Here is a 14,055-nt window from a genome sequence, read left to right on the forward strand (position 1 = left end):
CATGGGTTGCGCGCACGCACGTGCGCGACGGACCGCGCGTTCACGATCCGTTGGCCCACATTAGCCATCGGGGTGACCCGGTGCACCTCGATCGCGTTTCGGCCTCTTTCCGCGGAAAAGCGGGGGCGCTGCCCGCGCGCCGGAGCAGAATTTGTGAAAATCCCGCTTTCCTTAATCGCGGGCGGGCCGGGACATCAGAAGGCGGCGCCCGCCGCCCTCACGACACGGGGTAGCAGTGCTCGGGCCGGTCCAGGCCGGGACCGAAGTCGACCTCCCGCCCGTCGATGCGCCACCTGTTGCGCGAGACCCGCTCCACGGCCTCGGTGCGCGCCAGCCACGCCCTGGCCGTGCCCATCTCCTCCTCGGTGAGCCACGCGACGGGGTCGGAGGAGGACTTGAAGCCTGCGACGGCGGCGACATCGCGGAGCCATTCGATCTGCTGGTCGTTGAGCAGGTTCTTCACGTGGCGGAAGAACACGACATCGGGATCGACGTCGATGAGGGAGCGCAGCCACAGGCGCGCCACGGAGCCCTTGAAGGCGTTGCGGGCCTCGGCGTCCGAGGGGTCCTCGGTGGCGTAGTTCTTCCAGATGGGCGCCACGTCGCAGCTGACGCGGATGCCGTCGAGGACGCCGATGGAGGGGATGACGAGGCCCCCCGAGCCCAGCAGGTACGCCTCGGGCGCCTCCTCCCGGACGACCGCGCAGCCGAGGCGGTACGCCTCGTCCCCCCAGGCGTCCTCGAAGCGCTGGCCGGGGACGGCCGCCGCGTTGATGAAGTCGAGTTTGAGGTAGCCGATGCCCGCGCCGACCAGGGAGCGCACGAGGCCACGCAGGTAGTGCTGCGCGGTGGGGTGCGTCGTGTCGAGCGCGTAGTACGGGCCGCCCCAGTTGTAGCCGGCGACGACGGGGGAGCCGTCGGGGCCGTGGACGAACGCCTCGGGGTGGGCCTCCAACAGGGGCGCCCCCTTGCGGGCGATGAAGGGCGCGACCCACAGCCCGGGCGTCATGCCGTGGTCGCGGATCCGCCGGGCGCACTCGGCGAGGTCGCCGAACTTGGCGTTCGGACGCCAGTCGCCGACCCCTGCCTGCCAACCGTCGTCGATCTGCACGGTCTGGTACCCCAGGCCGGCCAGGGAGTCCAGCTGCTCCTCGATGTCGCGCCACGTGATCTTCTCGTAGTAGGAGTACCACGAGCACCACACCCGGGGGGCGGGGCGGCGCGGCAGGGCGCGGGGGGCCAGCGCCGCGGTGTAGCTGTCGAAGACCCGCTGCTCGTCCCCCCAGGCGACCATCCACAGGGCGTCGCCGCCGGGGTCGAAGCCGACCAGTGTGTCCTCGTCGCAGCGCACGCACGGGTGGGCGCCGTCGAGGGCGCCCACGAGCAGTGCCTCGCCGTCCTCCCCGCGCGCCACGGCCCCCATCCACGATCCGTGGTGGCGGAAGGGGTCGTCGGAGGAGGGATCGTCAGCAGTGGTGCGCCGCTCGGGGTCCGCGATGCGCAGAGGGGGCCCGTCCAGGGCGGACCAGCCGCTGGGCGACCAGGAGTTGTGGCCGCTGCGGTAGTACTGGCCGCCCGCCATCGAGTGCAGGATCGCGACGCGCGATGCTCTGATGAGCACGTGGTCGTCGCTTTCCTTGACGATGCGGGCGCCGGGGGAGGCGAGCAGGGGGGCGCCGTTGGGCAGGGCGTGTGCGGGGCTGGTCATCGCGTGGTCCTTCGTGTGGGGGGGTGGGCGGGGGACGGCGGCCCCATCGAGCGGGGATCGCCTGCGGCAGGGGGGACGAGGCGGGGGCCGCTTCCCACTGCGGCACCGGCCCCCGCCTCGTCGATGGGGTCACTTGAGCAGGTCGTTCGCCTTCTTGTTGGCGGTCTCCAGGGTGGACTTGGGGTCGGCCCCGTCCGCGATCGCCTTGACGGCGTCCTCGATGAGGGTGTTGACCTCGTCGCCGTGGGCGAGGACGGGGACCGGGAAGGTCTCCTTGTTCTCGACCACGCTGGTGAACGCGGAGTTGTCCTGCCCCTGCGCTTCGCGCGCCTTGAGGGAGGCCTCGGTGCCCTTCGTGGCGGCCGGGAAGATGACGCCGGACTCACCGACCTTGACCTGGCACGCCTCGGAGCCCATGTAGGCGACCCACTTGAAGGCCTCGTCGGCGTGGGTAGTGCCCGACCACACGACGTCGTGCAGGCCGTTCATCGCGGAGCGGCGGCCGATGGGGCCCTTGGGCAGCGGCGCGAAGGCGAAGGCGCGCTGCGCGTCCTTGCCCAGGTAGGCGCTGGCGGTGAAGGAGCCCTGGATCGTGGATGCCGCGGTCCCCGCGTTCATCGTGGCCTCGGTGCCCAGTGTGGACTGCTGGTCGTACTTGGGGGCGTAGCCCTTGTCGATGAGGCCGTGGATCCAGGTGACGGTGTCGACCAGGGACGGGTCGGAGTAGTTGAACTTCGTGGGCGCCACGTTGCGGTCGCCGTAGGTGAAGCCGTTGGAGGCGGCCAGGTTTCCCCAGCCGTTCTGGCCGATGGCCCCGTCGGCCCACTCGGGGTAGAAGCCGTAGCGCACGACGTTGTTCTTGTCGAAGTCGGGGTCGAGGCCGTTCTTGCCGTTGGCGTCCACGGTGGTCTTGGCGATGAACTGTTCGAAAGTACCGCCGTCAGTGGGGTTCCACGTCAGCTCCGCCATATCCTCCTTCGAGTATCCGGCCTCGGTGGCCACGGCCGTGTCGTACAGGAGGCCCTCCGTGTCCCAGTCCTTGGGCAGGCCGTAGCGCTTGCCGTCGTACTTGGACAGGTCGGCCAGGCCGGGCTGGTAGATGGAGTCGTCGACGCCCGCCTTCTGGGCCATCTCCGTCAGGTCCATGATCTGGTTGTTGTCGATGAACTGCAGCAGGTGCGCCGAGTGGTTGGTGAAAACGTCGGGGGCGTTGCCCGCGGCCAGCTGCGTGGTGAGCGTCTCCCAGTACTGCCCCCACGCCGTCTGGGTGATCTTCACGGTGATGCCCGGGTTGGCCGCATGGAAGTCGTCGGCGCACTGCTGGTAGAGGGGCGCCTGGCGGTCGTCCCACAGCCAGTAGTTGATGGTGACGCCGTCGGCGCCGGATTGCCCTCCGGTGGTCGAGGCGGTGTTCGCGTTGCAGGCGGCGAGGGACGCGGTCATGAGAGCCGCGAGGCCGACGCTGGCTATGGTGCGGGGTTTCATGGTATTCCTTCGGGTCGGGGCACAGGGCCTATTTGATTCCTGAGAAATTGAGCGATTCGACGAGCTTGCGGCCCATGAGGACCAGCAGGATGAGGACGGGGATGACGGACAGGGTCGAGCCCGCCATGAGCCCAGTCCAGTCCGGGGCGCGGTTGGGGGACTGCTGTTGGAAGATCCCGAGGGCGACGGTGAGCAGCTGGGCGCCGTTCCTCCCCACGAGCAGCGGCCACAGGAAGTCCTTCCACATCCCGATAATAGTGATGAGGGCCATTGTCATGATCGGCCCTGTCGACATGGGGATGGTCACGCGGAAGAAGCGGGCGATGGGCCCCAGGCCGTCGAGCATCGCGGCCTCCTCGATCTCGCGTGGCAGCGAGAGGAAGAACTGGCGCAGGAAGAAGACGGAGAAGGGCGCCATGAACAGGGCCGGCAGCATCATGCCGTGCATCGTGTCCAGCCATCCGAGCTGCTTGACCAGGACGTAGTTGGGCAGCAGGGAGAAGATGCCGGGGACCATGAGCGCGCCGATGACGCACCCGAAGAGGAAGTTCTTGCCGGGGAAGCGCAGCCGGGCGAAGGCGTAGGCGGCGCACGCGGCGAAGAAGGTCTGGGCGATGGCGATGCCCCCGGAGTATATGAGGGAGTTGGTCGTGGCGATCGCGAAGTTGATCGTGGCGCCCGAGCCCCCCGCGGCCTGGGCCTCCTCCACGGAGACCAGGCCGAGGATCCGTTTGAAATTGATGAGGGTGGGGTGGGAGGGCCACAGCCTGGTGGAGTCGGCGATGAGGTCCGCTTGGGGGGTCAGCGCGGTCCTGATCATCCAGTAGAAGGGGAAGACCGTGACGAGGACCGCCAGGGCGATAATGATGTAGGCGGCGACGCGCGACGCCTGTATTCTGCGTAGCACTGGTGCTCCCCTCTCAGGCCAGGTCCGACGTTCCCGCGCGCATGAGGCGCAGCTGGATGGCTGTGAGCACGCCGAGCACGCAGACCAGCAGCATGGCGACGGCGCTGGCGTAACCCATCTTCAAGAACGTGAATTGCTGGTAGATGTAGTAGTAGATGACGCGCACCGCCGGTATCGGGTGCCCGGCGTAGCCGATCTGAACGGTGTCGAATAGCTGGAACGAGCCGATGAGGCCCATGACGAAGACGAGGACCAGGACGGGTCGCAGCAGGGGCAGGGTGATGGAGAAGAACATGCGCGTCTCCCCCGCCCCGTCCAGGGCGGCGCTCTCGTAGAGCTCGCCCGGGATCTGCAGCATCCCGGCGTACAGCAGCAACGCCGTGTAGCCCGTGTACGCCCAGATGTTGATGCCTGCGACGATCGGCATGGCGGCGTGCTCGTTGAAGAAGGTGACGCCCTCGATGCCGATGCCCTTGAGCAGGTGGGTGACGAAGCCGAGGTTCGCGTCGAGCAGCCACCCCCAGATCAGGGCGATGGCGACGTTGGGCACCAGCCAGGGCAGCAGCAGCATGGACCGCACCCACGTCGAGCGGGCGAAGCGCTGCATGAGGGCGGCGAGCAGGAGCCCGAGGAAGGTCTGCCCGATGATGTTGTAGGCCGCGTAGACGACGGTGACGACGAAGGCGTTCCAGACCTCGGCGGATCCCAGGGCGGTGGCGTAGTTGTCGACGCCGACGAAGTTGGGCGGTTTGAGCATGGAGAAATCGGTGAACGAGTACCACATACCCCGCAGGGCCGGATAGACGTAGAATACGAGGAAGCCGGCGAACGAGGGTGCCAAGAGCACGGCGGCCGCGATCCGGTCGTCCCTGCGCTTCCTGGTGCGGGGGGCTGCTCGGCGCTTCCCCGCCACCGTTGGACTCGTCATTGAGAACACCTCCATTGATGTGACACGACTAATGAAACATCTTTGACAAACTTTGTCAAGACCGTTGACAGAATTGCTCCCCACTGCTTGACTTCCTTATATGGGGGACCCTCCTCCACAGTCAACACGGAAGGATTCTCAAGGATGAGGACTGCAAGGAAAACGGTGACCGCAGCAGCGGCCGGGCTCCTCGTGGCCGCCGGGGCATGCCTGCCCGCGGCGCTCGGGACCGGCCCGGCCTCGTCGATCGCATCCACGCCGTCCGGCCAGTGGCAGCCGGTCGCGTCGGCCCCCGCCCCCGTGGCGAACCCACTCAAGGGCTTCATCCCCTTCGCCCCCGATGACGGCTCCGCGCCGCCCTCGGCCTCCGAGGGACTCGGGTACACGATGGAGTGGACCTACATCCCGGTCTCCTCCGTCGTCACCGGCCACCACACCTACGATTTCTCAGCGCTCGAGACGCGCCTGAACCAGATCGGCCAGCGCGGACACCAGACCGTCTTCCGCTTCTACCTGGATTACCCGGGCCGGCCCACGGGCGTGCCCCAGTACCTCATCGACCAGGGGATCGACACGTCCCGCACCTACACCTTCTTCGACAACAAGAACATCTCCTTCTCCCCCGACTACAACGACTCCCGCGTCCAGGACATGATCCTCGACTTCGTGCGCGCCCTCGGGCAGAAGTACGACGGCGACGCCCGCATCGGCTTCATCACAGCGGGGCTCATCGGTTTCTGGGGCGAGAACCACACGTGGCCGATGAACGGCGAAACCAGCGCCGACAACCCCAAGGGCGAGAACTGGATGCCCGCCCAGGACTTCCAGGACCGCCTCGTCGCCGCATGGGACGACGCCTTCAACACGACCGCCGTCCAGTACCGCCTGCCCTCCGCGGCCACGAAGGCGCACGGCATGGGCTACCACGACGACTCCTTCGCCTACTCGACCCTGGACAACGTGGACTGGCACTTCATGTCCCACATGAAGGCCGAGCACGAGGAGGGGGCGTGGCAGCACGCGCCCATCGGCGGCGAGGTCTACCCGCCGCTCCAGCACTGCATCTTCTCCCAGCCCCTCAACTGCCCGGGGGCCGACGCCGAGAGGGCCCAGGGGCGCAACTTCGACATGGACGCCTCCTTGGACGCCACCCACGCCACGTGGCTCATGAACCACAAGGCTTTCTCCGAGGGCTACACCGGCGCCGACCTCGAGCGCGCGAAGACCGCCAACGCCCGCATGGGCTACGTGCTCAGCGCCAAGCAGGCGCGCGCCTCGGTGTCCGAGCCCGCCTCGAACGGGGCCGGGACCCGCATCGTCTCGGTGGAGGCCGAGATCGCCAACAGCGGCCTGGCCCCCTTCTACGCGGACTGGCCCCTGGAGTTCGCCCTTCTCGACCCCTCCGGCACCGTCGTGGGAACCCAGCGGATCCAGGGCGTGCTGCCCACGATCCAGCCCGGCGCCAGCGCCACCGCCCACGCCGACATCACGGTTCCCGCCGACGCGGGCGACCTCGCGGTGACCATGCGGGTCGTCAACCCGCTGCCCGGAGGCGCCCCCGTGGCTTTCGCCAACGAGGGCATGGGCACCCGCCTCGAGGGCGCCCTCACCCTGCCGCTGGCAGTGTCGACGCTCCAGGCGGGCCCCGCGCCCAACCCGAGCGCCTCCCCCGACCCCGCGGAGACGGCCACCGGCGCACCCGCGGATCCGGGCGCCCCCACCGCCAGGCCAACTGCGGGGACCAAGGCCTCGCACCTGGCGAACACCGGCTCGCTGACCGTCCCCCTCATCATCGCGGCCGCCGTGGCCGGGACGGTCGGCACGCTCCTGGTCCGGCGCAAGCGCTGAGGACCGAGCGGGTGCGGCCCGGCCCCGCCGCACCCGCTTGAGCGGGCCGCAACGCGCCCTCACGCGGTAAACTTGTGGTACAAGGGAAGCGGGCACCGCCATGATCCGAGGACGCACCATGCTTGAAGCTTTTGGACCCGACCGCGTCCGTGAGTTGAACTCGCTCACGGTGATCTCGTGCCTGCGCGGCGTGGACTCGGCGACTGTCACCCAGTTATCGCAGGCCACCGGGCTGTCGCGGACCTCCATCTCCTCCACGGTCGCCCACCTGGAGAACCTGGGGTGGATCATCTCATTGCCCCCGGCGAACGGGACCCTGGCCGGGCGCCCCGCCAAGCGCTACCGCTTCGCGTCCACGGCCGGCCTGGTCCTCGGCGTCGACATCGGCGCGAACCGCGTCAGCGCACTGCTCACGGACCTCAACGGCGCGGAGCTCGGCTACGCGGAGGCCCCCGTCTCACCCCGCACCCCCGCCGCGACGCGCGTGGAGCGCACCCACGGGGTCATCGACGAGGCCCTGAACCGCGCCGAGGTGGACCCCGAGCGGGTCTCGGTGATCTCCGCCGGCCTCACCGGCCCCGTCGACCTGGAGGGGAACAGCCCCTTCGGCAACTCCTTGCCCGGCTGGTCCTCGGTCAACATCGTCCAGGACCTCTCCGAGCGCTACGGGCGGAAAGTCCTGGTGGAGAACGACTGCAAACTCGCCCTCACCGCCGAGGCGTGGAGGGGCCAGGCCATCGGGGTCTCCAACGGGGCGTTCATCATGGCCGGAGCCCGCGTCGGCGCGGCCTTCATGATCGACGGCGTCGTCTGCCGGGGCGGGGGCGGGGCCGCGGGAGAGGTCGGCGCCCTCGACATCCTGCGGTGGGCGAAGGCCCCCGCGATCTTCAGCCGCCACCCCGGCCTGCCCAAGGGGCTGCCCCTCATCATGGCCGCCGAGTGGGTGTGCTCGCGGATGCGCGGGGGCGACCGCGAGGCGGCGCGCCTGGTGCACGAGTTCGCCCACGACCTGGCCGTCGGGGCGGCGGCCCTCGTACTCACCGTCGACCCCGACGTGCTCATCCTCGGCGGCGGCATCTCCGCCTCGGCTGACCTGTGGAAGGAGCCCTTCGCCGAGGCCCTGGCCCCCCTCGTGCTGCGAATGCCCGAACTGCGGGTGTCCCGGCTAGGCTCCCGCGGGGTCGTCGACGGCGCCGCATGGCGGGGCGCGCAGTTCCTCGAGGCGCACTCGTACTCCGACTACCTGCTGCCCGCGCAGTCCCTCACCCAGCACGCCTAGGGCGCGTCTCTAAAGGGGGTGGTGTGTGGGCGCCCGGCACCAAGCCACCACCCGCATCCAGCATCGACCACCGGCTCGAACGACTCGCACAACACGCCCTGAGCCTCCGTCTGCACCACTTGGGCATTGCCCGCACCACTTAGGCCCCCGACACGCCGGGAGGACCAGGGCCCACTCGGGCCCAAGTGGCGCACCAGCGCGCTAAGTGGTGCAACCGCGGGCGGATCCCGCAGAGCGGAGCCCTAGGGCGTGTCTTTTTAGTGGGCCGGGTGAGGATTGTGTGGATGAGGAGGCCCGCTGTGTGGACGACGGCGAGTTCGTCCGTGGCGGGTGGGCGGTGCCCTCCATTGCTTGTGGGACGCGAAGGCCCGCTCGACGACGGTGCGCTTGGCGTGGGAGGCGGGGCCGGAGGAGCACTCGCGCCATGGCCGGGCGGCTCAACGAGCCGGTTCCCGCAACTCCGGCGAGCCCCCTGCGTGGCGGGACGTGCTGGTCGCGCGCTGGTGGGCGCGGACGACGCACGAGTCCACGCCCACATCCCAGCCGAGGCCGCCGCGCCCACCGGCCCGGGCCATCAGGGCCCGGTGGACGGCGCCCCGCGCGCCCTCCCACGCCAGGCTCGGCGCCCGTTCCCGCATCCCCTGTCACGGCCCACACCACTCGGGCGGACCACGCCACACCACCCCCGAACTGACGGTGGTCGCCCCCAGAACCTGGCGGCGACCACAACGCAGCCCGCCCACGCCCTCGCCCCAACACTTTTGTCTAGAATGTTGCATAATTCGTCCGCCGCGAGAATAATTGGTGGAGCCCATAGACGGCACTCACCCGACGGAGGAACCATGGTCACCGAGTTGCGCATTGGAATCATCGGCCTCGGAGCCAGAAGCGCCATCGCAGAGAACCTGGCCAAAACGGGCATCGGCGCCCACCTCGTGGGCGGAGCCGACCCCGACCCGCAGATGCGCGCGCGTGCGGCCCGGGCGTTCGGCGAGCACCTGGCCTGGGTGGAGGACACCGACCAGCTCCTCGCCGCCGGAATCGACGCGGCGATCGTCACCAGCCCCGACGACACGCACGAGGCCATCACCTGCGCGCTGCTGGAGGCCGGTGCCGCCGTCTACCTGGAGAAGCCCATCGCCATCACGATCGAGGGCGCCGACCGCGTCCTGGAGACCGCGTACCGGACCGGGACCCCCCTCTACGTCGGGCACAACATGCGCCACATGGCGGTGGTGCGCACGCTCCGCGACGTCATCCGCCAGGGGACGATCGGAGAGGTCAAGGCCATCTGGTGCCGCCACTTCGTGGGCAACGGCGGCGACTACTACTTCAAGGACTGGCACGCCGACCGGTCGCGAACCACCGGCCTGCTGCTGCAGAAGGCGGCCCACGACATCGACGTCATGAACTGGCTTTCCGACTCCGTCCCCGCCCGGGTCGTCGCCATGGGCGACCTCATGGTGTACGGCTCGCTGACCGACAGGGCCCCTCGCCCGGGCCAGCTCATGCAGGACTGGTTCTCCTTCGACAACTGGCCCCCCGAGTCCCTCACCGGCCTCAACCCCACAATCGACGTGGAGGACATGTCGATGCTGCTCATGCGCCAGGCCTCGGGGGTCATGGTCTCCTACGAGCAGTGCCACTTCACGCCCGACTACTGGCGGAACTACACAGTGATCGGCACCCGGGGCCGCGCCGAGAACTTCGGCGACGGCCAGGGCGGCGTCGTGCGCGTGTGGACCCACCGGCGCGGCTACGACGCCAAGGGGGACATCGAGATCCCGATCCGGGGGGACGCCAGGGGCCACGACGACGCGGACATCGCCACAATGGCCGAGTTCCTGCGCTTCGTCCTCAACGGGGAGCCCACCGACACCACACCCCTGGGGGCCCGGGAGGCCGTCGCCGCAGGGGTCCTGGCGACCCGTTCGCTGCGCAACCACAACACCCCCTACGACGTGCCCCGCGTCCGCCCGGAACTGGCGGCGTACTTCGAGGACAACCAGCGCCGCGCTGCCCGGCTGCGGGGCGCCTAGTCGGGCCGCAACCCCCTCCGCGGGGCGCCCAGTCGGGCCGCCGTCGCTTGGCACGGCCGTTCCCATTCCCCCACGGCCCGCGCACCGGTAGTATAAGAACACTCGTTACAAATGAGTGTTGCATATTTACGAGAAGCGTGAGGAGACACGGATGTCCCAAACCCTTGAAGAGATCGCCAGCCAACCGCGGCTGTGGAGGCGCGCGCTGGAAGTCGACGCCTCCCCGCTCCCCCGCGACGGCGAATCCCTCGCAGTCGTCGGATGCGGCACCTCGTGGTTCGTCGCCCAGGCGTACACCACCGCACGCGAGCGCAAGGGCAAGGGGCCGGGCGACGCGTTCACGGCAACGGAGTTCCCCTGGGACCGCCACTACGACCGCGTCATCTGCCTGTCCCGCTCGGGAACCACCACGGAGGTCGTCGACGTCCTGCGCCGCCTGTCCGAGCGCGGCACCCCGGGCCTGCTGGTCACCGCGGTCGGCGGCGGCCCCGCCTCCTCCTTCGCCTCCACCGAGGTCGTCCTCGGCTTCGCCGACGAGGAGTCCGTGGTCCAGACCCGCTTCGCCACCACCGCCCTGGCCTACTTCCGCGCCTCGCTCGGCCACGACATCGCCGCGGCCGCCGCCGACGCCGAGCTCGCGTTGGACGCCGAGCTCCCCCAGCGCTGGGTCGACGCGGACCAGATCGCTTTCCTGGGCACCGGCTGGACCATCGGGCTGGCCAACGAGGCGGGCCTGAAGCTCCGCGAGGCCTCCCAGTCGTGGACCGAGGCGTACCCGGCGATGGAGTACCGCCACGGCCCCATCTCCATCGCCCAGCCGGGGCGCCTCACCTGGGTGTTCGGCCCGGTCCCCGAGGGCCTCGGCGAGCAGGTGGCCGCGACCGGCGCGGAACTGGTGGCCTCGCAATGGGATCCCATGGCCCACCTGGTCCTCGCCCAGCGCCTCGCCGTCGCGCGCGCCGCGGCCCGGGGCCTGGACCCCGATGCTCCGCGCAACCTCACGCGCTCGGTGATCCTGCCGTGAGCACCGACGACCGGGGCGGCGGGGCGGGGAACGCCCCTCTCCGCCCCGCCGCCCCGGTCCCCGCAGCCGTCGGGATCGACATCGGCGGCACCACCGTCAAGAGCGTGCTGGTCGGGCAGGACGGCTCCATCCTCACCGCGGCAGGCCCCTGCGCGACCCCCGTCGGCGACGTCCCCGCCCTCGTCGGCACCGTCGTCGGCCTCGTGCGCGACCTGGACGCCGGACGGGGACTGCCCGTGGGCGTGTGCGTTCCCGGGATCGTCGACGAGGCCCATGGCGTCGGCGTCCTGTCGGCGAACCTCGGGTGGCGCGGCGCCCCCCTGCGCAGGCTCCTGTCCGACGCCCTCGGCTCCCCCATCGCCCTCGGCCACGACGTGCGCTGCGGCGCCCTGGCCGAGTCGCTGTGGGGGGTGGGCGAGGCCGACATGCTCTACGTCGCCATCGGCACGGGGATAGCCTCGGCGCTCATCATCGGCTCGCGCCTCTGCCCCGCACCGGCGTGGGCGGGCGAGATCGGCCAGATCGTGGTCGAAGACCCCGACAGTCCCGGCCGGCGGACCCCCCTCGAGCAGATCGCCTCCGCCTCGGCCATCGCGCGGCGCGCCGCCGAAGCCGGAATGATCGGCCCCGGGGCGGGGGCCCGCGAGGCCGAGGAGCGCGCGCAGGAGCCCGATGGCGGGCCCGCCGCAATGGTCTTCGCCTCCGCGATGAGCCTGCTCGGCGCCCAATTGGGGATCGTCCGCCACCAGGTGGGCGACGTGCCCCTGGTCATCGGCGGCGGCCTGTCGAAGGGCGGACCGCTCGTCTACGACAACCTCGCCCGGGGCGCGGCCTCCGTCACCGGGCGCATGCCCCTTCCCCGCATAGTCCCCGCGGCGCTGGGCCCGGCGTCGCAGGCGCTCGGCGCCGCCACCCTGGCGCTTCGGGGCGCCCACGGGCCCTCCGCACCAACCCTCCACTAGAAAGGCAGCCATGTTCGCCGATACCGCAGCACTCGCCCGCGAGTGCGCTCAACAGGGCCGCGGCCTCGCGGCCTTCAACGTGGTCCTCCTCGACCACGCCGAAGCCTTCATCGACGCCGCGGAGCGCTGCGGCCTGCCTCTGGTCCTCCAGCTCTCCCAGAACGCCGTGAAGTACCACGGCGGACGTCTGGCGCCCTTGGGGAAGGCGCTCCTCGAACTGGCCCGTGCCTCGTCGGCGCGCGTCGCGGTCCACCTGGACCACGCCGAGGACCCCGACCTGTGCCGCGCGGCCATCGACCTCGGCTTCACCTCGATCATGTACGACGGGTCGAGACTGCCCGACGCCGACAACCGCACCTCCACGATGCGGATCGCCGAGGCCGCCCACGCCGCCGGAGTCAGCGTCGAGGCCGAACTCGGCGAGGTCGGCGGCAAGAACGGGGTCCACGACCCCTCGGCGCGCACCGACCCCGACGAGGCGGCGGCGTTCGTCGCGGATACCGGGGTGGATATGCTGGCCGTCGCCGTCGGCTCCTCGCACGCGATGGCCACCCGCGACGCGGTGCTGGACGACGCCCGTATCGCCGCCATCCACCGCGCCGTCGCCGTGCCTCTGGTGCTCCACGGCTCGTCGGGCGTGCCCGACGACGGGATGCGCTCCGCGATCCGCGCCGGGATGACGAAGATCAACGTGTCCACGCACCTCAACGTCGTGTTCACATCCGCTGTCCGCCGACTGCTCGGCGAGGATCCGCGCATCGTCGATCCCCGCAAGTACATGGGCCCCGCCAACCACGCGGTCAGCGCCGAGGCCGAGCGCCTCATGCGCCTGTACACCACCGCGCATGACTAGCCAGCGGCCCCGATGGCGGTGCGGCGCGGACGCCGACGCGCGTTGTCGACACCGACGCGCGTTATAACCCCCTCGCGATGTCGACAACCCCCTCGCGGTGCCGATAACACGCGTTCGCACCCGGGGAATGCCTGTGCCCGCGCCAGGGCCGACCTGTACCCACGCCCCTTTAGAGGCACGCCCTCGGGGTGCGGCCCGCGCCTAGGCCAGAGCCGGTCCCCGGACCGGCTCCCCCGGAAGCACACACTTGGGGTGCGGCCCGCACTGCGCCGCCCTACGGCAGTGGCTTCACCGCGCGGTGCAGGGCGACGACACCGCCCGTGAGGTTGCGGTACTCGACCTCCGACCAGCCGTTGCGGGCGATCATCGCGCCCAGGGCGCGCTGGTCGGGCCACTGGCGGATCGACTCGACCAAGTAGTCATAGGCCTGGGCGTTGCTGGACGCCAGGCGCGCCAGCAACGGCATCACCGTCCGCTGGTAGGCGCCGTACACGGCACCGAAGGCGCGCGAGGGCGGCGTTGAGAACTCGCAGACCACCAAGCGGCCCCGGGGGCGCACAACGCGCGCCATCTCGCGCAGGGCCCCCTCGGGGTCGGGCACGTTGCGCAGCCCGTAGGAGATCGTCACCGCGTCGAAGGACGCCTCCTCGAAGTCGAGATCCATGGCGTCGCCCTGCACGAACTCGATGTCCGGGTGGCGCTGGCGGCCCACCTCGATCATGCCCTCGGACAGGTCGCAAGCCACCACCTCGGCCCCGCCCTTCGCCAGAGCAGCCGAAGAGACACCGGTCCCCGCGGCCAGGTCGAGGATCCGCTCGCCGGGGTGCGGGGCCACCGCCTTGCAGAACGCGGCTATCCACACGTGGTTCATGCCCCCGGTCAAGAGGGCGTCCATCATGTCGTAGCGCTCGGCGACGTGGTCGAACATTGACGCGACGTCCGCCTGGGTCTTGTTTAGGTCTGCGCGCAGGACTTCACTCATACTTCAATCCTCCCACGTCCGGGGGCCGGGTGTCGCGTCG

Annotated in this window: 11 protein-coding genes; 6 read left to right on the forward strand and 5 right to left on the reverse strand. The window is 70.2% G+C overall.

The features are described 5' to 3' along the window. Positions 1-217 precede the first annotated feature (217 nt). The 4 genes from G447_RS0105860 to G447_RS0105875 form a co-directional block, all read right to left on the reverse strand. Positions 218-1,708 carry a glycoside hydrolase family 36 protein gene (locus tag G447_RS0105860; protein ID WP_026430384.1) on the reverse strand — a complete coding sequence of 497 codons (1,491 nt, stop codon included), beginning with the start codon at positions 1,706-1,708 and terminating at the stop codon, positions 218-220. A 129-nt stretch (positions 1,709-1,837) separates the two neighbouring features. After that, on the reverse strand, positions 1,838-3,193 hold the full coding sequence (locus G447_RS0105865) for an ABC transporter substrate-binding protein (RefSeq protein ID WP_026430385.1): 1,356 nt from the start codon (positions 3,191-3,193) through the stop codon (positions 1,838-1,840). A gap of 28 nt (positions 3,194-3,221) precedes the next feature. Further along, entirely contained in the window at positions 3,222-4,100 is an 879-nt protein-coding gene (locus tag G447_RS0105870) for a carbohydrate ABC transporter permease (protein WP_005868801.1), read from the reverse strand. Between the two features lie 13 nt (positions 4,101-4,113). After that, positions 4,114-5,028 (reverse strand): carbohydrate ABC transporter permease, encoded by a 915-nt coding sequence (locus G447_RS0105875; RefSeq protein WP_034476520.1) that lies wholly within the window; start codon positions 5,026-5,028, stop codon positions 4,114-4,116. A 144-nt stretch (positions 5,029-5,172) separates the two neighbouring features. On the opposite strand from G447_RS0105875, the gene G447_RS0105880 reads away from it, so the two are divergent. The 6 genes from G447_RS0105880 (at position 5,173) to G447_RS0105905 (ending at position 13,033) form a co-directional block, all read left to right on the forward strand. After that, on the forward strand, positions 5,173-6,876 hold the full coding sequence (locus tag G447_RS0105880) for a DUF4832 domain-containing protein (RefSeq protein WP_051226259.1): 1,704 nt from the start codon (positions 5,173-5,175) through the stop codon (positions 6,874-6,876). A 118-nt stretch (positions 6,877-6,994) separates the two neighbouring features. Continuing rightward, positions 6,995-8,155, forward strand: a complete 1,161-nt coding sequence (locus tag G447_RS0105885; RefSeq protein ID WP_026430388.1) for an ROK family transcriptional regulator — start codon at positions 6,995-6,997, stop codon at positions 8,153-8,155. An 842-nt stretch (positions 8,156-8,997) separates the two neighbouring features. After that, the gene (locus tag G447_RS0105890) at positions 8,998-10,194 is read left to right on the forward strand and encodes a Gfo/Idh/MocA family protein (protein ID WP_026430389.1); all 1,197 of its coding nucleotides are present in this window, start codon (positions 8,998-9,000) and stop codon (positions 10,192-10,194) included. A 151-nt stretch (positions 10,195-10,345) separates the two neighbouring features. Continuing rightward, entirely contained in the window at positions 10,346-11,218 is an 873-nt protein-coding gene (locus G447_RS0105895; protein ID WP_026430390.1) for an SIS domain-containing protein, read from the forward strand. After that, positions 11,215-12,180: an ROK family protein gene (locus tag G447_RS0105900; protein ID WP_207382542.1), complete on the forward strand. Its 966-nt coding sequence runs from the start codon at positions 11,215-11,217 to the stop codon at positions 12,178-12,180. The genes G447_RS0105895 and G447_RS0105900 overlap by 4 nt, the downstream gene beginning before the upstream one ends. Before the next feature lie 10 nt (positions 12,181-12,190). Further along, positions 12,191-13,033, forward strand: coding sequence for a class II fructose-bisphosphate aldolase (locus tag G447_RS0105905; RefSeq protein WP_026430392.1), 843 nt, complete (start codon positions 12,191-12,193; stop codon positions 13,031-13,033). 274 nt (positions 13,034-13,307) lie between these two features. Here G447_RS0105905 and G447_RS0105910 read toward each other — a convergent pair whose 3' ends face one another. Further along, a complete protein-coding gene (locus tag G447_RS0105910) occupies positions 13,308-14,015 on the reverse strand; it encodes a class I SAM-dependent methyltransferase (RefSeq protein WP_026430393.1) in 708 nt (235 codons plus the stop codon). Positions 14,016-14,055: the final 40 nt, after the last annotated feature.

This window comes from Schaalia georgiae DSM 6843 (genome assembly GCF_000429245.1).
Taxonomy (GTDB): domain Bacteria; phylum Actinomycetota; class Actinomycetes; order Actinomycetales; family Actinomycetaceae; genus Pauljensenia; species Pauljensenia georgiae.